The following is a 19591-nucleotide window of genomic DNA, read 5'->3' as shown; positions in this document are numbered from 1 at the left end:
TCGCTCCTTAGTCAATAATATTTTCTAATCCATATACAAGTGTGTCTACGTTCATAACTGTATCAACAGCTAGCTTCACACCTGACATAAAAGAAGCACGGTTGTATGAATCATGACGGATTTTTAATGTTTGTCCAAATCCTCCGAACATTACTTCTTGGTGAGCAATCAGCCCTGGCAGGCGTACGCTATGTAGGCGGATTCCTTCATAATCTGCGCCGCGCGCCCCTTCTAGCAATTCTTTTTCCTCAGGATGACCCTGTTTTTTTGCTTCACGAACTTCACTGATAAGCTCCGCTGTTTTTAAGCCTGTTCCTGATGGTGCATCTAACTTTTGATCGTGATGCATTTCAATAATTTCAACATCATCAAAGTATTTAGCTGCCATTTGTGAAAACTTCATCATTAAAATAGCGCCAATCGCAAAATTAGGTGCAATGATACAGCCAAGTTCCTTCTCTTCAGCAAGCTGCTTTAATTCTTTTAAATCTTCTTCTGAAAAGCCAGTGGTTCCTACAACAGGTCTTACTCCATATGTTAGGGCTGTTTTAGTATGAACGCGCCCAATTTCAGGTGTTGTCAAGTCAACTAAAACATCTGCCTTAACGTCTTGAAAACATTTTTCAATATCCGTGTAGATTGGCGCTTGTACATTTGGCATTCCTTCAATATCACTTATGTATTTTCCTTCATTGATACGATCTACCGCTGCTACTAATTCAAAATGCTCTGTTTCTTCTATTAATAATACAGCTTCTTTTCCCATACGACCTCTTGGTCCTGCAAGTACAATTCGAATTTTGTCCATTCTTTTTCTCTCCTTAGTCTTCTTTTTTCGTCCAGCGATCTTTGTCACGCGTATTAAATTTATTCATAACGCGATCATGCGCTTCTTGTAAATCAATATTTAATGAATTTGCAAAGCAAATTAATACAAATAAAATGTCGCCCATTTCTTCTTCGACCGTACGTTCTGCTTCAGTCGTTTTCTTCGGCTTTTCACCATAATAGTGGTTAATTTCGCGCGATAATTCGCCCACTTCTTCCGACATTCGCGCAAGCATAGCAAGAGGACTAAAATATCCTTCTTTAAATTGGCTAATATATGCATCAACTTCTTGCTGCATTTGCTCCATCGTTTTTTTTGACATCTTTTTATTTCACCTCTTTTAGAAGTACACTCAGCTTACTATTATAACATCTTTACTTCAAATTATTTAGTGTAATTACTTCTTCTTACCAAGCCTTTGTCAGATGCTCTTTCACAATATTTCTCGCGTTTCCCTTAATTCTCAAAAATCTGTCTATATTTTACGAATTGAGGATACTACTAATACATAGCACTCGAAGAAACATCATCACTTTTTACTATTTTCAAAAATCTTTTCGATAGTTATTTACGAAATGAAATATATTCCTTTATGATAAGGTAGTGCAAAAACGGTCATAGGAGGTTTGTAAGTATGAAAGGTCTCAGATTTAAAAATATTATTTTTATACTGCTTGGTGCTGCCATATTTGCGTTTGGACTTGTTAATTTTAACATGCAAAACAATTTAGCTGAAGGTGGATTCACAGGCATTACCCTGCTTTTATTTTTCTTATTTAACATTGATCCCTCTTATTCTAACTTAGTGTTAAATATTCCTTTGTTTTTTGTAGGGTGGAAACTATTAGGGAGAACAGCATTTATTTATACCATGCTCGGAGTCATTAGCTTATCGCTATTTTTATGGATATTCCAGCGCTTCCCGGTGAATATGCCCCTGCGTCATGATATGACTCTAGCAGCTCTTTTTGCCGGTGTTTTTATTGGAGTGGGTCTTGGCATTATTTTCAGGTTTGGAGGAACAACAGGAGGAGTCGATATCATCGCACGTGTTGTTCAAAAATATATCGGGTGGAATATGGGAAAAACGATGTTTCTTTTTGACTTTATTGTGATTAGTGCGTCTCTCATTTATTTATCCTACCGAGAAGCTATGTACACACTTGTTGCAGTCTTTGTCGCTGCACGGGTTATTGACTTTATGCAAGACGGCGCGTATGCCGCGAAAGGAGCAACGATCATTTCAAATCATAACGAAGCCATATCGGATAAAATTATGAAAGAAATGGATCGAGGCGTGACGATTTTAAAAGGACAAGGTTCTTTTTCTAAGCAAGATACCAACGTGCTATACTGCGTGGTTAGTAAAAATGAAATTTTCCGTTTAAAGCAAGTTATTACTTCTGTAGATCCACACGCATTCGTTGCAGTTACGGATGTTCATGATGTCTTAGGCGAAGGATTTACCCTTGATGAAAATAAAAAACCGCTTGAAAGATAAAAAAAATACCGCTAATGCGGTATTTTTTTATTAGTCGTCGTTATTCATTCCTGTATAAATCATGATTAAACGAACCAACTCAAGAACTGCTACTGCTGCGGCTGCTACGTATGTTAAAGCCGCTGCGTTAAGCACTTTACGCGTCTCGCGCTCTTCGTCATTTCGAATCGCTCCGACTGAGACGATTTGCGTCATCGCTCGGCTTGAAGCGTTAAATTCAACAGGCAGTGTTACAACTTGGAATACGACCGCTGCTGCCATGAAAATAATACCTAACAATAGCAACGGCTTAATCGACGCGATAATTCCAATCATAATTAAAATCCAAGAAGCGTTTGATCCAAGGCTTGCCACCGGCACAAGGGAGTGGCGAAGACGTAAAAACGAATAGTTTTCTTTGTCTTGAATCGCGTGTCCCACTTCGTGAGCCGCAACGGCAGCGCCCGCAACAGACGTTCCGTAATAGTTGTCTTCTGATAAACGAATTACTTTTGAACGAGGATCGTAGTGATCCGATAAAAATCCGCCTACAGGCTCTACGTGAACGTTGTACAACCCGTTTTCATCCAAAATTTTTCTTGCCACTTCTGCGCCTGTCATTCCTGATGAGTTGCTTACTTGTGAATATTTTTTGTAAGCACTTCTCACCTTAAACTGTGCCCAAATTGGCACAAGGATAATAATGAGAAAATAAATCAAAAAGCTCATTTACCCACACCTTTCATTATGTGTTTGACTACTCTTTTATTTTAGACAATTCTGCGCTTTTACGTCAATCATTACGCCCTCTAGCTGACTTTCTTTTCTGGTCAGCAAAATATTTTCGCGCTCCTACATAAAAAAGTGTAGCAATAATAATACTTCCGGTGGTAATTGTAACCCAAATAAAAGACGGGTCTGTACGATTTTCTTTTACTTGTTCAAAAAAATCTTTTAAGTTTTGTTCCATTTGGTTAAACTGCTCATCGTTAATCTCACTTGGCGTTCCTTCAGTTTGTAAAAAGTGAACGTCCGCGCTCACACGCTGTACGTAGGGAGACGACACGTCTACCTGCGCGCTCGGTAAGATCATATCATATTCCTTCAAAAATTGCTTAAGCTGCGCTTCATAAGCCGCTTGTTCTCCTTTTACCGCTTCATTTCGCATCTCTTTAAATGTTGCTAGCATACTGCCTTCGAGCTCAGTCCACATAGGCTGATGCTTGCTGTGCAGCGCATCGACTAACAATCGAAATTGAGTAGCTTTTTGAAGACGTTCTTCATCACTGGAATCAGAAGATAAAAGAGACCTTTCTACCTGTTCATAACAAAGAGTTAAAATACGTATATCTTCGGCCGATACGCCCAAAGAAGCTGTATTGAGACTGGTAAATTCATTCGAAAAGTTTCTGAACAAATGTTGGGCTGCTTTATACTCCTTTTGCTCTACAAGCGATAGCGTTTGATCAGATAAGTTATCAAGCTTTTCCCACTGCCCTTCAGCTGCATGTACAGTAGTCGTATATGCAAAGAAAAGTACGAGCAATATTCCTACTATTCTTCCTTTCATTCTCGTCCCTCCTCTAACCTCTACTAAAACTTATGAGAAAGAGGACAAGAGTAGACCTATTTTCAAAAGGAAGTTTTAATCTTACTATTCATTCATCGGAGTGATAAAGTTTTGCGTGTAATATTTCTCATATACACCTACACCAAGACGCGTAAACTCTTTATTGAGTAAAGCCTTACGATGTCCCTCACTATTAAGCCACCCTTCAACCGCAGCGATTCCATCCTGATAATTCGAGGCAATATTTTCGCCCGCGATACGATATACTACATCACCTTTTTGCAGACGGTTGCCTAAATCACCTTGTGCTGGTGAAACGTGAGAGAAATAGTTTAAGTCGCTCATTTCTTTGCTGTGTAAATAAGCTACTCCAGCAGTGGCTTCGTCCCAAGCTAAAGGTGACAGCTGAAACCGGTCTCGAATTACATTTGTAATATCGATAATTTGCTGCTCTTCTCCTTCTTGGACACTTTTCCACTCCTCCGATGTCAATGACGGAGCTGTTGGAAGCTCGCCGCGATAAACAATTTCGTACGGGCGCTGTTTTAATAGCGTGTCCATGTCCATAATTCGAATACTTGAGATTGTATTAAGGAACTGATCAAAATATAGTTGGACGTATACATCTCCATATTTAATAATGGGACGCATTTTCATATCCTCTTCACTCAGACGAAATCGGTATTCATTTCCGTCTTTTTGAAGCGTGAGTTCGGATGAAAGTGAAACTCTTTTTTCTACTTCCTCTCGCTTCTCACCAATCTCAAAAGGATCTGTATTTGTTTTTGAGCCAATGACGTATACAGATACGACTTGATTATTTTCTACTCCTACCTGCGCATACGTTTGACGATTCTTTTTGTAAATCCACCAGTCATAGCCATATGCAGAAGAATCAATACGATCCGGCTCTCCAAGCATTCCAATTAACTGTTCTGAATGATCTCCAATAAGCCTCATCATATTTTCACTTTGTTTTTCATAAGAAGCCACTTCTTGTGTGGGCTGACTTTTGGAATCCGTTTGGTTTTGCTCAATATTTTGACCCGTTAGATATTTTTCTAGCTGAGGTAAATAATCCTCCGCGTATACAAATGCCACTATTAATACGAGAATAAAAATAACTTTTTTCAGCTTTTCTTCCTCTCCTTACACCTGTTTTCTTTACCTGTTTAACTTATTTTTATCTCTATTATACATGCATTCAAAAAAAAATAGCTATCGGTATGAAGGAAACAAAAGAAAAAGCCAACTATTTACGAATATACTGCAAACAGTTGGCTTTCGCTTTTTAATGCGTTTGTTGTGAAATGTCTGAGAGCGCTTCTCCTGCACGTTCATTTGCATAGCGAAACGTTGATAAATCACCTAGCGATACAATCCCTACTAGCTTTTGATTTTCCACAACGGGAAGACGACGGATTTGATGTTGAGCCATAAGCTTAGAAGCTTCTTCTACAGAGGCTTCCGCTGTAATAGTTATAAGCTCTTCACTCATAACATCCGTTACTTTACTTGAATTTGGCTTCTTTTCTGCAATGCCTTTTATAACTAAGTCTCGATCTGTAATCATTCCTACTAGCTGATCTCTATCGACAATTGGAATTGCTCCTACATTCCATTCCTTCATTTTCACTGCTACTTCATATACGTTATCAAGCGTGGTGCATGTTTCCGTATCAGCTGTCATTACCTCTTGTACAGTTTTCATTGTTTTATCCTCCTTTACATCGTGTGTTCGTTTTATAGTGTGACCAACTTTTTAGTAAACTTTCGTATTTAAAACGTTTAAATAAAAATAGATAACGTTTACATTTTTCCTTATTAGATATTGCAAGTTTTATCCATTCGGCTTATGATTTAATTGGGGTATATCTGTTTTGGGAGGGAGTTCATATGAAATTTGAATATGCAAAATTTGATTCATTAAAGGTTGATTTAGATTTATTAGATGAGATTATGCATCAATTTGGTCTGGTCCGCGCCGGACAATGGGATTATGAACGCGTCACGTACGATCGAAAATTCGAGTTTCAGCGAGATACCTTCTATTTGCGAGTCCAAGGACATGCTATTTCAGGCGATGTAGGGGGCAGGCATGCTGTTATTCATCTTATGACACCTCTACTAGGCAAACATTATTATCCTCACGGTGTAGAATATGGAGACGGCGAATACTTTCCGCCATCCCTTGTAGAACAGTGTGAAAAGATATTAACACAAATCAAATCACAGCTTGAAACCGTTCAGCTATAGAATTAGAAAAAGCGCAGTAATCACACTGCGCTTTTTTTAATTCAAAGGAGGAGTAGACGGAAATTCCTTTGGTTTTATATCTTGAGGCTCAGTAAAATCGGGCATGTACGTATCTTTCTCTCGTTCTTTTCGAGCCCACTGAAAAAAAATAAATCCTAAAACCGTTCCATACACAATTTCTTGAATGATCTTCATAATAACACCGCCTAGCTGCTGATCTTCCACGGGCGGCAGCGTATTAAACATCTCGGGAGCAAGCTGCCCTAAACTTGCAATCATAGAAGATGGTACACAAAGGGAAAGAGCTTGTACCCAAGCGCTTGAGTCTGTATACGTCGCATATAAAGAGTGATTTGCAAAAATAATCAGCGCGCATGCTGGAGTAAGGAGTACACCATCTGCAAAAATGTATCCAAGTTTTTTTAAAGAACTTAGCGTTTGTTCTTCTTCTAGCTGATTAACGAGTGGCCACCACATGCAAAATGCAGCGATAAATAATACAACACTCACGATTCCGTGGAGCATCATATTCGTTTTAATAACATCAAAAAGCAGCGGAATATGATACAAAGAGAATAACCCATTAAATAATAGCAGAGCAATTAAAGGCTTTGTAAAGAATTTAAAAACATGTTTAACCCCTTTTACATAAATAACAGAACGAGCTAGCCACGGCGGAATTCCTAAAATAAAAAGCGGAGGAATCACCAAGTAAACGATGGCCATTTGCGTCATGTGAGCACTAAACATAAAATGCCCTAGTAAATCTACGGGTCCTCCTTTACATATATATAAAAGAACCATGCTAATAATAAAATACGCTTTTGTTTTTCTGTTTACGGCCTCCGCTCCCATAAAATTCCCTCTCCATCTACCAACGATGAAAAAATATAAGACGGTCACCAGACAAATAGTTAGAAAATAATAAGGACTCCAAAGTGCTTCAAAACCAAACATCCGCAAATTGTTAATCAACGTCTATTCCTCCTTCTACAGATGATGAAAAGGACTGGCGCATGCCAGCCCTTTTCTTTACCACCAAATAATGGTTACAAAAGCTAAAATGGTTAAAAGAGCTACCAATACGCCTGAATACAAGAAAAATGCTGGTATGGTATGTCCTTTGTGGTTCATATGCATGAAATAATAAAGTTGAAAGATGACTTGAACAACTGCCAAGAGCACAATCACCGGCATAATGTACCATCCGCTAAACTCTTGATAAACCGCAAAAAAAGCAATTAGTGTTAAAAACAGCATCATCGCAAAAGAGACAACTTGCATTTTCATATCTTCTGCATTTCTTTTTTTGCGATACTCTAAATTGAGCCTTGGGTTATCTGAGTTTGATTGATTTGTCGTCATCAGCTTATCCCACCATTCCCATTAAATATACAACCGTGAAAATAAAGACCCACACAACATCGATAAAGTGCCAGTATAAACTTGCTACATAATATTTTGGGGCGTTATATAAGTTTAACCCCCGCTTCGCATTTCGAATCATTAAAGAACCAATCCAAAGCAATCCAAACGTTACGTGAGCTCCGTGAGTTCCAACTAGCGCATAGAAAGAAGAACCGAATGCGCTGCTTGTGAACGTATGCCCTTCATGAACATAATGCCTGAACTCATAAATTTCTAATCCTAAGAAAGCTAAACCTAAAAGCCACGTAACGCCTAACCATAGCTGCATCTTTTTAAATTCAAAATTTTTCATATGATACATAGCATATACGCTTGTTAGTGAACTTGTTAATAAAATCATCGTGGCTGCAAAAACAAGCTTAATATCAAACAATTCTTCCGGCTTAGGTCCTGACATCGTTGAGTTGCGCAAAGCTAAATAAGTAGCAAAAAGTGAAGCAAACAAAACCGTCTCTCCGCCTAAAAAGAGCCAAAAGCCAGTAAATTTATTTTTCCCTTCGAGCGTTGCTTTTTCAGGCGAAGCAGGGAAAGTTTCAGCAGTTAGCTTTTGTTCAGTCTCCATTACATCTTCGCCTCCTTGTCATCATCAACTAAGTCTTCTTTATGAATATGAAAGCCGTGATCATCAATCCATGAACGGAAGAACATCGATAAAAACATGACGATCATTCCGGTAATCCCCACAATATCTCCCCACGCATGGTCATTTCGATACAAAAATCCAATCCCTGCAATAAACATTCCAAGCGAGATCATAAATGGAATAAACGACGAGTTTGGCATATGAATATCACCAAGAGGTTCGGCTGGCGTCATTTCTTTATTTCCTGCCATTTTTTCAATCCAATATGCATCTAAACCGCGTACAAGCGGCGTTTGTTTAAAGTTATACTCTGGAGGCGGAGATGAAATAGCCCATTCTAATGTACGTCCGTCTCCCCAAGGGTCTCCTCCTACCTTTTGTCCTTTGGCAGTTGTTTTTATAATATTAAACAGTAAAATGAGCGTAGCAACCGCCATGAAAGCAGCTCCTGATGAACTGATTGCATTCCCAAGGTCGAGACCTTGATTAGGCAAGAACGTCCATACGCGGCGAGGCATCCCCATTAGACCTAAGAAATGCTGAATAAAGAACGTTAAGTGGAAACCAATCAAAAAGAGCCAGAACGTTGCTTTGCTTAACTTTTCATCTAACATCTTCCCAAACATTTTTGGCCACCAGTATGTGACACCCGCTAATATAGCGTATACGACACCGCCTACGATAACGTAATGGAAGTGGGCAACGATAAAATAAGAATCTTGAAATTGATAATCTGCAGGTGCTACAGCTGCCATAACTCCTGTTACTCCCCCGATAACAAATGATGGAATAAAGGCGACAGCATACAGCATTGGAGACGTAAACTCAATACTTCCTCCCCAAAGCGTAAACAGCCAGTTGAAAATTTTAATTCCAGTTGGAACGGCGATAGCCATCGTAGCGACAGCAAAAATGGCATTTGCAATCGGACCAAGTCCGGTTGTAAACATGTGGTGAGCCCACACCATGAACCCTAAAAATCCGATTAATACGGTAGCAAAAACCATCGACGAGTACCCGAATAATCTCTTTCTTGAAAAAGTAGGTAAAATTTCAGAGAAGACACCAAACGCTGGAAGAATTAAAATATATACTTCCGGATGACCGAATATCCAGAAAAGATGTTCCCAGATAATGGTGTTTCCACCCATTGTGGCGTCAAAAAAGTTTCCACCGAATAAGCGGTCAAAAATCATTAAAAACAATCCAACCGTTAGTGCTGGAAACGCAAACAAAATAAGAGCTGATGCAACAAACGTCGTCCACGTAAACAGCGGCATACGCATATAAGTCATACCTGGCGCCCTCATGTTAATGATTGTCACGAGAAAGTTTATACCTGAAATCAATGTCCCGGCTCCCGAAATCTGCAAACCTATCGCATAAAAATCAATTCCGTGACCAGGTGATGCAATAGACAGCGAAGCATATGATGTCCAACCTGCATCAGGTGCTCCTCCTAAAAACCAGCTTAGATTTAAAAAGAGTCCCCCAAAGGCAAACAGCCAAAAACCTAACAAATTTAAAAATGGAAATGCTACATCTCGAGCTCCAATTTGCAGCGGAACAACTGCATTCATCATGGCAAAAAGAAGCGGCATTGCGGCTAAGAAAATCATCGTTGTTCCATGCATTGTTAAAATTTCATTATACGTTCCTGCACTGACAAAGTCATTGCTTGGTATAGCCAGCTGAATACGTATAAATAGCGCTTCCACTCCTCCGACTAGAAAAAAGATACCGCCGGCAATTAAATAAAGAATGGCAATTTTCTTATGGTCAACGGTTGTCATAAAGTCCCAAATTGTTCCACCTACACCCTTCTTTTGACTGAGTGTACTCATCGCTAAACCTCCCCTTTTAAAAACGACTGGACGTTTATTTTTCTTTTAAACTCATTAAATAGTCTGCTAGCTCATTCACTTGTTCATCTGTTAAGTCAGGATATGTACCACTCATCTTATTACCCGGCTTAACTTTTTCAGGGTCTTTTAACCATTTTTTGATATTTTCCTTGTTGTGAGGAAGCACCCCAGCTACACGCTCACGTTCAGAAAAACCGGCTAAGTTTGGTGCTTGACGAGCTTGCTCTGGACGATTGTCTTTGACGTCAACAGCATGACATCCGATACAGCTTTCATTAAAGACCTCTTGACCAGCTTTTGCGGATGCTGTTTCTACATCAGGCTTTGCCTTTTTCAAATCTTTTGCCCACGTATCAAATTCACCGCTTGATACAGCCCGTACTTTAAAGTCCATAAGAGAATGAGATGGACCGCAAAGCTCAGCACATTTTCCGTAGAAAACCCCGTTAGCTTCCTTCGATTTTTTAGAATCAAACACTAGCCAGAATTTATTATCATTTTCTGTGTTAGCATCGAGCTTTCCTCCAACTGAAGGAATCCAGAATGAGTGCTTGACGTCAGAAGCTTTAATATTAAAGTAGACCTTTTTATCCGTTGGCACAACTAGATCTTGCGATGTAATAATTTTTTGATTAGGATACTCAAATTCCCACCAGTACAAGTTAGCGCGCACATTTACTACGACAGCATCTTTGTCCTTCATTCCTTTTACGTCCGCTAGCTTAAATGTTGAGATGACCGTTGGAACAGTCAAAATAATCAGCAGCAAGATAGGGATCACTGTCCATATAATTTCTAACTTTCTGCTTCCCTCTACTTGCTTTGGAATCACATTTTCTTCGCCTTTGCGACGACGAAAGCGCAGAATAACAAATATAAAGATAATGGTGACAACAATAATAACTAAAACCATGATGGCTGTACTAAGCAGCATAAGCGAATATTGTTCTTCAGCTACCTCACCTGCAGGCTTAAGTGTTGACAAAAACGGTTTTCCACAGGCCGATAACACGAATGCAAGCAGCGTAAATAACGACAAAACACGAAAGTTCAATCGCCATTTTTTCATACCATTCCCCAACCTCTCTTTCATTGACGTGATTTCATCTATGCCCTCTTGAGCATAAAACTTATTCCTTCTATAATGAATTCTACATGTAGAAGAAATCCCCCTTGTGCAGTGTCGCATTCAGTGAAAGATTTTATCTAGGCAAAAAGCGTTGCGACAATCATTGAGACAAATAAAATAGTTAAATAGTTTAGTGAGTAGACAAACATCATGCTAGCCCACTTTGTGTCTTCTTGTTTATTGTATTGAGCAAATCCTAAAAATAGCCATCCTATGTTTAAAACAGTGGCCAAAATTAGAAATGGAGTGCCTAATTCGTATAAATAAAGAGGTAATGGCAACAAACAAGCAATCCAAATGAGAATCTGTCGTTTTGTAAGCTCAAAACCGTGTACAACAGGCAACATAGGGATTCCCGCTGCCCGGTATTCTTCACATCTTCGCATAGCAAGAGCTAGAAAATGAGGCGGCTGCCAAATAAACATGATTAAAAATAACACCCAAGCCACTACATGTAAGTTGGGATCGATAGCGGCCCATCCAATTAAAGGCGGGACAGCGCCTGATATACTTCCGATTACTGTATTAATTGTGTATAGTCTTTTGGACCACATGGTGTAAAGAACTACATATGTAAGTATTCCTGCTAATCCAATGAGAGCGGCTACGGAAGAAACAACTAGTAGCATAAGCAAGCCGGTTAACGTAAAACCGATTCCAATCCCAAGGACCGTCAAAGGTGTAAAACTTCCTGTCACTGTAGGTCGTCCCTTTGTTCGTTCCATTAGAGGGTCAATGTCACGATCTATGTAATTGTTCAAACTGCATGAACCGGCGATGATAAGTGAAGAACCTATTAAAGTAAAAAATGCTTTATCCAGGTTTTCTAAGAAGTGTTGTTCGTTGAAGAAAAGAGCTAGCCAAAAACCAGTAAAGGTGGTGATGAAATTTGAATTGACTATTCCAATTTTAATCGTAGCTAAAAAATCTGACCAAATGGAGCTATTTTCGCTTACATGAGCTGTGTTAGGCGATGCAGAAAGCGTTGAATCTTCCACCATTTTTGAATCTTCCATGGCGCGTCCTCCTTTACTCATCCACAGACTTTTATCTAGTAAATAAAGAGTCTATAAATGAAGGCGTTTTCAACATATTTTTACAAAAATCTCCTCTTTGTTCACAAAGAAGTCATATTCCTCTCACCAAAGCTACTTAAAAGCTTCACATGTAAACGATAAAATAGTAGAGAAATATCTATTTCTCATGTTTATTAAACCATATTTTGCCGCTACTTTGTGAAGAATTCATGAAAAAAATATGGATTTTTTTTGACATGAGCTAAATGCATGTCCCTGTCACTTGTTAAAAGATATTTGTGCAAGTAAAATAGTTTTCTGTACGGTACCTTTTACATATCTGCAGAGTCAAACTCATGAATAAACCTTACACTTTCTACCATTATAACAAATTCAATCAAGTTTATGGAGAATAAATGAAATTTATGTTTAATATACAAAAAGATTAGGATAAATTGTTTAGCTCGTTATATTACTTACTTTGCTTTTAGGATGGTGATTATTGTGCGACTTGGATTAAAATTTTTATCCGTTGTAACGAGCATGGCCATGTTACTTATTCTACTTGGCGGTGCCCTTGTCACGAAAACTGGTTCAGCAGACGGGTGCGGAGATTCTTGGCCTCTGTGTAATGGACAGCTCATTCCTGACCCTTTAACATTTGAAACCGTTGTTGAACTAAGCCACCGTTTAGTTTCTGGCGTGTCGGGCTTTCTTGTGCTCGCTTTATGCGTATGGGCATGGATTTCACTAGGACATATAAAAGAAGTTAGACCTTTAGCATTTATCTCTTTTTTCTTCCTAGTACTGCAAGCATTAATTGGGGCTGCTGCCGTTATGTGGGGGCAATCAGATGCAGTGCTTGCTCTTCATTTTGGTATTTCCCTTATTTCGTTTGCTTCTGTGCTGCTGTTAACACTTATTATCTTTGAAGTGGATCAAAAGCTCGACGCAACTAATATACAGCTAGGCTCTAAAATGAAAAAACACATTTACGGGGTTATCTTGTACACATATGCTGTTGTGTACACGGGCGCGCTTGTTCGCCATAAAGAAGCTAGCTTGGCTTGTCCAGACGTTCCATTTTGTTCAAACGGAAACGGTTGGCTACCTGTTGATTTGAATCAGTGGATTCAAATGGGACATCGATTCGCTGCTGTTTTAACGTTTGTATGGATTTTAGCTGCCTTTATCCATGCAGTTAAATATTATCGCCATCAAAAAAATATTTTTTACGGATGGTTAACTGCTCTCATTCTAGTTATTTTTCAGGCGGTTTCCGGTATGCTTGTTGTTGTCACACGTTTGCAGCTAGAGCTCGCGCTTGCTCATTCTTTAATTATCTCTTTCCTATTCGGTGTATTAAGCTACTTAACCTTACTTGCAACGCGTCATACACATAATTGATCAAAAAAGGTACGAGCTCAGAGCTCGTACCTTTTTTAATTAGCTTTCTAATTCAATTAACAGATCTCCCGGCTGGATGCCATCTCCACTCGACACGTGTACTTGTTTAATCACGCCGTCAAATGGTGCTTGCACGGTTGTTTCCATTTTCATTGCTTCTGTGATCATTAAGTGATCACCTTTCGAGACTTTATCGCCTTTTTCTACTACTACTCGAATAACGGTTCCAGGCATTGAAGCGCCGATGTGGGCCGGATTTCCTTGGTCGGCTTTTTGTTTTGCCGTAACGGTTGTTTTGACACTTTCGTCTTTAATCACGACTTCACGAGGCTGACCGTTCAATTCAAAGTATACCGCTCGCGTACCGTCTGCCTGCGGTTCTCCAATGGATACAAGGCGGACAATTAAGGTTTTTCCTTTTTCAATCTCAATTTCAACCTCTTCTCCTAAACGCATGCCGTATAGGAAAGTCGGTGTATCAAGAACAGAAATGTCCCCGTATTGTTCGACTGCTTTGTGGTAATCCATAAATACTTTTGGATACAGCGCATAAGCAATGGCATCAAAACTCGTTACTTGACGATTTAAGTCTTTAAACAGCTTCTCTTTCACTGCATCGAAGTCCACATCTTCTAACAATTCTCCAGGACGAACTGTAATAGGTTTTCTGCCTTTTAGAATGATGCGCTGAAGCTCTTTAGGGAATCCCCCGTGAGGCTGCCCTAAATACCCTTCAAACAATTCAATAACTGAATCCGGGAAGTCAAGCGTTTCACCGCGCTCAAACAGCGTTTCTTCTGTCAAGTTGTTTTGAACCATAAACAATGCCATATCTCCAACTACTTTTGATGATGGCGTAACTTTTACAATATCACCAAATAACAAATTCACGCGTGAATACATATCTTTTACTTCATCCCAGCGGTTTCCTAAACCAACTGCTTTTGCTTGTTGCTGTAAGTTGCTATATTGACCCCCTGGCATTTCATGCTCGTACACTTCCGTATGAGGAGCGTTCATGCCGCTTTCGAAGTCTTGGTAATATTTTCGCACGTCTTCCCAATAGTAAGAAAGCTGTTCTAGATTTTTAATATCCAGATTTGGTCTGCGGTCCGCACCTTCTAATGCGTAATAAAGAGAGTTAGCACTTGGCTGAGACGTTAAGCCTGCCATTGAGCTTACGGCTACGTCTACAATGTCTACACCTGCTTCAATTGCTTTTGCATACGTGTATACACCGTTTCCGCTTGTATCATGCGTATGAAGGTGGATTGGAATATCAACCGTTTCTTTTAGAGCCGATACTAAATCATAAGCTGCCTGTGGTTTTAAAAGACCCGCCATATCTTTAATGCCCAGGATATGTGCTCCAGACTGCTCAAGCTCTTTTGCTAAGTTCTTGTAGTAATCCAAATCATACTTACGGCGCGTCGGATCTAAAATATCACCTGTATAACACATCGCTGCTTCTGCAATCTTTCCTGTTTGACGAACGGAGTCAATTGCAAGAGTCATTCCTTGCACCCAGTTTAAGCTGTCAAAGATACGGAAAACATCAATACCTGCATAAGCTGATTTTTCAACAAATTCTTTAATTACATTATCAGGATAGTTTTTATATCCAACCGCATTTGACGCGCGAAGAAGCATTTGGAAAAGAACGTTTGGCGCTTGTTGACGTAAAGTAAGCAAGCGATCCCACGGATCTTCTTTTAAGAATCGATAAGCGACATCAAACGTTGCTCCCCCCCACATTTCCATAGAAAATAAATCTGGAAGCAAGCGTGCAGTTGGGTTAGCTACTTGTTTTAAGTCGTTTGTACGGATACGCGTTGCTAAAAGAGACTGATGGCCATCACGGAAGGTTGTATCCGTTAATAGCACTTCCTTGCGTTCTTTCACCCAATTTACTAAACCTTCTGCACCTTTTTCATCTAAAATCTGCTTTGTTCCGTTTTGAATTGGTTTGCTTATATCCACACTAGGAACGCGCGGTTTCGTAAAGATCGGCTTTTTCTTTTCCGATACACCTGGGAATCCGTTTACCGTAACATTCCCAATGTATGTAAGCATCTTAGTTCCGCGGTCTTTTCGCTTCGGGAAAACAAAAAGTTCAGGCGTTGTGTCAATAAATGATGTATCATAAGCACCTGTTAAGAACTTATCATGCTTCACTACATTTTCAAGAAACGGAATATTTGTTTTAATTCCACGAATACGAAATTCTTTTAAGTTCCGTACCATTTTTGATGCGGCTTGATCGAATGTTAATGCCCATGTTGTTACTTTTACTAACAGTGAATCATAATAAGGCGTAATTACAGCACCTTGGAAGCTGTTTCCCGTATCTAAACGTACGCCAAAACCGCCACCAGAACGATAAGCCATAATCTTACCCGTATCCGGCATAAAATTGTTTAACGGATCTTCTGTCGTTACACGAGATTGAATCGCATATCCATGTACGTGAATTTGATCTTGTGCAGGAATGGACACTTCCTTGCTGTGAAGCGCGTAACCGTCTGCAATTAAAATTTGCGATTGAACGATATCAATACCTGTAATCATTTCAGTAATTGTGTGCTCTACTTGAACACGTGGATTTACTTCAATAAAATAAAAATCGTTTCCTGATACTAAAAATTCTACTGTACCAGCATTTATGTACTGCACTTTTTCCATCAGCTGCACAGCTGCTTCACAAATGCGGAGACGTAAGCCTTCATCTATAGAAACACTTGGTGCTACTTCTACTACTTTTTGGTGACGACGCTGCACAGAACAGTCGCGTTCATAAAGATGCACAACATTTCCTTGTTCATCACCTAAAATTTGCACTTCAATATGTTTTGGATTTTCAACTAATTTCTCGACATACACTTCATCATTACCAAAAGCCGCTTTTGCTTCTGATTTGGCACGGTCATAAGATTCATTCAGGCTGTCTGCATCGCGAACGATACGCATGCCTCGACCGCCTCCGCCTAAAGCCGCTTTGATCATTAGAGGATATCCATGCTGATTAGCAAATTCTTTTGCTTCGTCAATTGAATCAATAGGACCATCCGTACCAGGAATAACGGGAATATCTGCTTGAATAGCCTGATGACGTGCTTTTACTTTATCGCCAAACATATCAAGATGCTTGGATTTTGGGCCAATAAAAATAATGCCTTCTTCTTCGCAACGTTTCGCAAATTGGATATTTTCTGACAAAAAACCATAGCCAGGGTGAATAGCATCTACATCATGAGACTTAGCAATGTCGATGATGCCTTCTATATCTAAATAAGCATCAATCGGTTTTTTCTCCGCTCCTACTAAATAGGCTTCATCCGCTTTGTAACGGTGATAAGAGCCTGCGTCTTCCTTAGAATAAATCGCAACAGTCCGAATATTCAGTTCAGTACATGCTCGAAATACACGAATTGCAATTTCTCCTCGGTTTGCTACTAATACTTTTTTGATTTTTTTAGTTACAAAACTCATGTTGCTAATCTCCTCTCAATTTCGTATAAACTTCAATATATAGCAAAATTAGATAAAAGAAAAGCAAAAATCAATGGAAAATGATAAAATCCCAATAAATTTTTGCTTTTTTTACACAATTTTTTCACGAAAATCAATCGCTCGTTGTTGGTGTATTGTTCGGATGTAGCACAATATTTTCCGTATTTTTCTGTTTTTTATTTTGATAATTTACGAAAAACGAAATATTTACAATAATTCCCATAGATACCATCAGCGTCAGCAGCGAAGACCCTCCGTAACTGATAAACGGAAGCGTGACGCCGGTAATCGGAATGAGTCCCGTAAGCCCTCCAAGGTTAATGCCTGTCTGAATACCTATCATACTGGCTACTCCAATACAAATCATGCTAGCAAACGGATCCTGAGATTTTTTAGCCAACATTAAAATCCTGAAAATTAAGAAGCCTAAAAGGCCCAGCACGAGCATAACTCCAAAGAACCCTAATTCTTCTGCAATAATAGCCATAATGAAATCGGTATGGGGCTCCGGAAGATAACCATACTTTTGTACACTTTCTCCTAAACCAAGGCCTTTTAAGCCTCCTGTACCTATTGCTAAATATGAATTAACCAGCTGATAACCGGTTCCTTGAGCATTGGCAAACGGATCTGATGCACCGGTAAAACGGCCAATTCGATTGGTAGTAAACTGCCCTGTAAAAAAACCAATCGTAATAATTACCGTAAGTAAAATGATACCTAGTGCTAGCATGCGGAAAAAGGTTTTTTTAGAGATTCCCGAACATAGCATAATGGTAACGGCAATAGCAAAAATAATTGATCCCGTTCCAAGGTCAGGCTGAATCGCTACAAAGCCTAATATTAGAAATACAAGACCCATAGGTCCAAAAAAAGCTTTTTTGATGTTGTCAATATACTCTTGCCTTTTAGACAAAACATACGATAAGTATAAAATGACAACAAGCTTGGCATACTCAGCCGGCTGCATGTTTGCCCCGCCAAGCTGCAGCCAACTTTGCGCATTGTTACTCGTATGCCCCATTACAAACACAAGCAAAAGCAGTACAAAAATGCCCAGAATCGCATAAGGCAGTATTTTAGGATACAGCTTGTAAGGTGTTAGCATTGTTAAAATGAACAATACAAGCGTAAAAGCAAGCCACATTTTTTGTCTGTTGTAAAAGAAATCACTTGACGTATGATATCTTGTAATACTTACAATCATACTTGAACTGTAAACCATAACTAGTCCAACCGCACAAAGAAGCAGCACTGGAATTACAATTGAATAGTCAAAATGCCTAAATATTTTTTTTACCATAACCCTCTTCCTTTAAAAATGACGTGTTTCTGTTTCGTTTCATCTTTTATGTACAAATTTAAGTAAATTAGGAAATTTCAACCACCTGTAATAAAAAACTCAAACTACGTTTGTATATAGTTTGAGTTTCGATCGCGTGATTTTTATTTTTTTGTAAACGCTTCATGCAGTGCAGAAAGTTCACGCTCGAGGCGGTCTAGCAATGTTTTTCCAACACGTTCATCAATTAAACCAAGACGAACTGCAAAATCAATTTCTCTTGATAAACCAAACATTTGTGTATCTAAAACCTCTTCATAAAGAGGACATTGTGGCATTGTTAAGTTATCCATTTGAACTTGAATTAATTGCAAAATCTTATCTGCATCAGCTTTTAACAACGCATACGCTTTTTCACGATGATCTATCATTGTCTCAGGCGTCAAACTCAATCCCTCCGTTCGCGAGCGATTACCTAATCTATCTCTCAATTTTAAAGGCTATGCTCCAAAAAAGCAAGGATAAACATGTCCGTGAGGCTGGCCGTCTTTTTTATACTGTTACTTTCTCAAAACCGTTACCATAGATGTAGGAAATTTCGCACTTTCGTTGACCTTTACATTATATCATACGAGAATCACTCTCAACTAAATTTTTTCATCAAAGTGACAAATAAGTAGAAAGCGCTTATACTTTTAGCAAGGGGGCATTTATGATGAATTCAATTATTATGTTAAAAGGAAAAGTAAAATATACGCTGACACTCGACCCAAGCGTGTGGATTTTCGATGACCGCAAGCTCGATATGGACGTTTTCTTTGAACATCCACCGGAGAAAAAAGACGAGACAGAAGCGTACACAAAGGCTGTTTCGAAGCATTGGGACCGTGAAATTCAAGAGGGAGCCGTCTTTCCTCCTACGTTAAAAACCGAAAAGAAATTCAAAAAACAGGAGCTAGTAAATGGAACATTTGGTATTTTATTTGCACCTTTTCTAGCAAACGCTTCACCTACTGAAGAAGCTACCAACGTTTCATTTAAAACAAAAGACGCGCTGATTTCTTTTTCATTAGAAGAAGCTCAAAAACTAATCTTTGGTTTCAGCCAAGATGGAAAGCCTCTTAGAGAAGATGGGCCTATATATGTCTATTTACCTGACGGATCTAACCGAAATAACCCTATTAAATATGTGGAAGAAATCATCGTTACATAATAAAAGAAGCGGGGTTCCAAAAG

Annotated in this window: 19 protein-coding genes; 4 read left to right on the top strand and 15 right to left on the bottom strand. The window is 39.1% G+C overall.

Features of this window, described 5'->3' with window-relative positions; all coding sequences use genetic code 11:
- Positions 1-7: 7 nt before the first annotated feature.
- Together dapB and MKY06_RS06965 are read right to left on the bottom strand one after the other, a co-directional pair.
- Positions 8-808, bottom strand: coding sequence for a 4-hydroxy-tetrahydrodipicolinate reductase (dapB, locus tag MKY06_RS06970; RefSeq protein ID WP_013056091.1), 801 nt, complete (start codon positions 806-808; stop codon positions 8-10).
- Between the two features lie 13 nt (positions 809-821).
- Positions 822-1151, bottom strand: a complete 330-nt coding sequence (locus tag MKY06_RS06965; RefSeq protein ID WP_013056090.1) for a nucleotide pyrophosphohydrolase — start codon at positions 1149-1151, stop codon at positions 822-824.
- Between the two features lie 312 nt (positions 1152-1463).
- On the opposite strand from MKY06_RS06965, the gene MKY06_RS06960 reads away from it, so the two are divergent.
- On the top strand, positions 1464-2330 hold the full coding sequence (locus MKY06_RS06960; protein ID WP_098399740.1) for a YitT family protein: 867 nt from the start codon (positions 1464-1466) through the stop codon (positions 2328-2330).
- 30 nt (positions 2331-2360) lie between these two features.
- On the opposite strand, the gene MKY06_RS06955 is transcribed toward MKY06_RS06960, so the two are convergent.
- The 4 genes from MKY06_RS06955 to MKY06_RS06940 form a co-directional block, all read right to left on the bottom strand.
- Positions 2361-3038, bottom strand: a complete 678-nt coding sequence (locus tag MKY06_RS06955; protein WP_013056088.1) for a zinc metallopeptidase — start codon at positions 3036-3038, stop codon at positions 2361-2363.
- Positions 3039-3102: 64 nt separating this feature from the next.
- The gene (locus MKY06_RS06950; RefSeq protein ID WP_013056087.1) at positions 3103-3879 is read right to left on the bottom strand and encodes a sporulation protein YpjB; all 777 of its coding nucleotides are present in this window, start codon (positions 3877-3879) and stop codon (positions 3103-3105) included.
- A gap of 84 nt (positions 3880-3963) precedes the next feature.
- Positions 3964-4980, bottom strand: coding sequence for a CAP domain-containing protein (locus tag MKY06_RS06945; RefSeq protein ID WP_029325123.1), 1017 nt, complete (start codon positions 4978-4980; stop codon positions 3964-3966).
- Between the two features lie 190 nt (positions 4981-5170).
- Entirely contained in the window at positions 5171-5590 is a 420-nt protein-coding gene (locus MKY06_RS06940) for a CBS domain-containing protein (protein ID WP_013056085.1), read from the bottom strand.
- A 185-nt stretch (positions 5591-5775) separates the two neighbouring features.
- Here MKY06_RS06940 and MKY06_RS06935 point away from each other — a divergent pair, with 185 nt between their 5' ends.
- Positions 5776-6135 carry a YugN family protein gene (locus MKY06_RS06935; protein ID WP_013056084.1) on the top strand — a complete coding sequence of 120 codons (360 nt, stop codon included), beginning with the start codon at positions 5776-5778 and terminating at the stop codon, positions 6133-6135.
- A gap of 36 nt (positions 6136-6171) precedes the next feature.
- Here the strand turns inward: MKY06_RS06935 and ctaG are convergent, their stop codons facing one another.
- The 6 genes from ctaG to cyoE all read right to left on the bottom strand — a co-directional run bounded on the left by ctaG (position 6172) and on the right by cyoE (position 12156).
- Complete coding sequence (gene ctaG, locus MKY06_RS06930; RefSeq protein ID WP_289912553.1) at positions 6172-7110, bottom strand: cytochrome c oxidase assembly factor CtaG; 939 nt, start codon at positions 7108-7110, stop codon at positions 6172-6174.
- A 57-nt stretch (positions 7111-7167) separates the two neighbouring features.
- Positions 7168-7500 carry a cytochrome c oxidase subunit IVB gene (gene ctaF, locus MKY06_RS06925; RefSeq protein ID WP_013056082.1) on the bottom strand — a complete coding sequence of 111 codons (333 nt, stop codon included), beginning with the start codon at positions 7498-7500 and terminating at the stop codon, positions 7168-7170.
- A 4-nt stretch (positions 7501-7504) separates the two neighbouring features.
- Positions 7505-8125, bottom strand: coding sequence for a cytochrome c oxidase subunit III (ctaE, locus tag MKY06_RS06920; protein ID WP_013056081.1), 621 nt, complete (start codon positions 8123-8125; stop codon positions 7505-7507).
- Entirely contained in the window at positions 8125-9990 is a 1866-nt protein-coding gene (gene ctaD / locus MKY06_RS06915) for a cytochrome c oxidase subunit I (RefSeq protein WP_013056080.1), read from the bottom strand. Before ctaD ends, ctaE begins: the two co-directional genes overlap by 1 nt.
- 34 nt (positions 9991-10024) lie before the next feature.
- Positions 10025-11080 carry a cytochrome c oxidase subunit II gene (gene coxB / locus MKY06_RS06910; RefSeq protein ID WP_013056079.1) on the bottom strand — a complete coding sequence of 352 codons (1056 nt, stop codon included), beginning with the start codon at positions 11078-11080 and terminating at the stop codon, positions 10025-10027.
- A gap of 137 nt (positions 11081-11217) precedes the next feature.
- On the bottom strand, positions 11218-12156 hold the full coding sequence (gene cyoE, locus MKY06_RS06905; RefSeq protein WP_057274571.1) for a heme o synthase: 939 nt from the start codon (positions 12154-12156) through the stop codon (positions 11218-11220).
- A 504-nt stretch (positions 12157-12660) separates the two neighbouring features.
- Here cyoE and MKY06_RS06900 point away from each other — a divergent pair.
- Positions 12661-13563: a COX15/CtaA family protein gene (locus MKY06_RS06900; RefSeq protein WP_013056077.1), complete on the top strand. Its 903-nt coding sequence runs from the start codon at positions 12661-12663 to the stop codon at positions 13561-13563.
- 39 nt (positions 13564-13602) lie between these two features.
- Here MKY06_RS06900 and pyc read toward each other — a convergent pair whose 3' ends face one another.
- The 3 genes from pyc to MKY06_RS06885 all read right to left on the bottom strand — a co-directional run bounded on the left by pyc (position 13603) and on the right by MKY06_RS06885 (position 18786).
- Positions 13603-17052 carry a pyruvate carboxylase gene (gene pyc / locus MKY06_RS06895; protein WP_013056076.1) on the bottom strand — a complete coding sequence of 1150 codons (3450 nt, stop codon included), beginning with the start codon at positions 17050-17052 and terminating at the stop codon, positions 13603-13605.
- A 133-nt stretch (positions 17053-17185) separates the two neighbouring features.
- Entirely contained in the window at positions 17186-18376 is a 1191-nt protein-coding gene (locus tag MKY06_RS06890; protein ID WP_029325117.1) for an FtsW/RodA/SpoVE family cell cycle protein, read from the bottom strand.
- A 143-nt stretch (positions 18377-18519) separates the two neighbouring features.
- The gene (locus MKY06_RS06885; protein WP_370506486.1) at positions 18520-18786 is read right to left on the bottom strand and encodes a YlaN family protein; all 267 of its coding nucleotides are present in this window, start codon (positions 18784-18786) and stop codon (positions 18520-18522) included.
- Between the two features lie 281 nt (positions 18787-19067).
- Between MKY06_RS06885 and MKY06_RS06880 the strand changes: the two genes are divergently transcribed.
- Complete coding sequence (locus tag MKY06_RS06880) at positions 19068-19568, top strand: hypothetical protein (RefSeq protein WP_078081611.1); 501 nt, start codon at positions 19068-19070, stop codon at positions 19566-19568.
- Positions 19569-19591 lie beyond the last annotated feature (23 nt).

Source organism: Priestia sp. FSL P4-0332 (assembly GCF_038005845.1).
In the GTDB taxonomy this organism is placed as follows: domain Bacteria; phylum Bacillota; class Bacilli; order Bacillales; family Bacillaceae_H; genus Priestia.
Note: the sequence above shows the minus strand (reverse complement) of the source record. Positions and strands in the feature narration are given on the sequence as shown.

Coding starts and splice junctions, on each gene's coding strand:
- dapB (WP_013056091.1), bottom strand. CDS start 808: ATGGACAAAATTCGAATTGTACTTGCAGGACCAAGAGGTCGTATGGGA.
- MKY06_RS06965 (WP_013056090.1), bottom strand. CDS start 1,151: ATGTCAAAAAAAACGATGGAGCAAATGCAGCAAGAAGTTGATGCATAT.
- MKY06_RS06960 (WP_098399740.1), top strand. CDS start 1,464: ATGAAAGGTCTCAGATTTAAAAATATTATTTTTATACTGCTTGGTGCT.
- MKY06_RS06955 (WP_013056088.1), bottom strand. CDS start 3,038: ATGAGCTTTTTGATTTATTTTCTCATTATTATCCTTGTGCCAATTTGG.
- MKY06_RS06950 (WP_013056087.1), bottom strand. CDS start 3,879: ATGAAAGGAAGAATAGTAGGAATATTGCTCGTACTTTTCTTTGCATAT.
- MKY06_RS06940 (WP_013056085.1), bottom strand. CDS start 5,590: ATGAAAACTGTACAAGAGGTAATGACAGCTGATACGGAAACATGCACC.
- MKY06_RS06935 (WP_013056084.1), top strand. CDS start 5,776: ATGAAATTTGAATATGCAAAATTTGATTCATTAAAGGTTGATTTAGAT.
- ctaF (WP_013056082.1), bottom strand. CDS start 7,500: ATGACGACAAATCAATCAAACTCAGATAACCCAAGGCTCAATTTAGAG.
- ctaE (WP_013056081.1), bottom strand. CDS start 8,125: ATGGAGACTGAACAAAAGCTAACTGCTGAAACTTTCCCTGCTTCGCCT.
- ctaD (WP_013056080.1), bottom strand. CDS start 9,990: ATGAGTACACTCAGTCAAAAGAAGGGTGTAGGTGGAACAATTTGGGAC.
- coxB (WP_013056079.1), bottom strand. CDS start 11,080: ATGAAAAAATGGCGATTGAACTTTCGTGTTTTGTCGTTATTTACGCTG.
- cyoE (WP_057274571.1), bottom strand. CDS start 12,156: ATGGAAGATTCAAAAATGGTGGAAGATTCAACGCTTTCTGCATCGCCT.
- pyc (WP_013056076.1), bottom strand. CDS start 17,052: ATGAGTTTTGTAACTAAAAAAATCAAAAAAGTATTAGTAGCAAACCGA.
- MKY06_RS06890 (WP_029325117.1), bottom strand. CDS start 18,376: ATGGTAAAAAAAATATTTAGGCATTTTGACTATTCAATTGTAATTCCA.
- MKY06_RS06885 (WP_370506486.1), bottom strand. CDS start 18,786: ATGATAGATCATCGTGAAAAAGCGTATGCGTTGTTAAAAGCTGATGCA.
- MKY06_RS06880 (WP_078081611.1), top strand. CDS start 19,068: ATGATGAATTCAATTATTATGTTAAAAGGAAAAGTAAAATATACGCTG.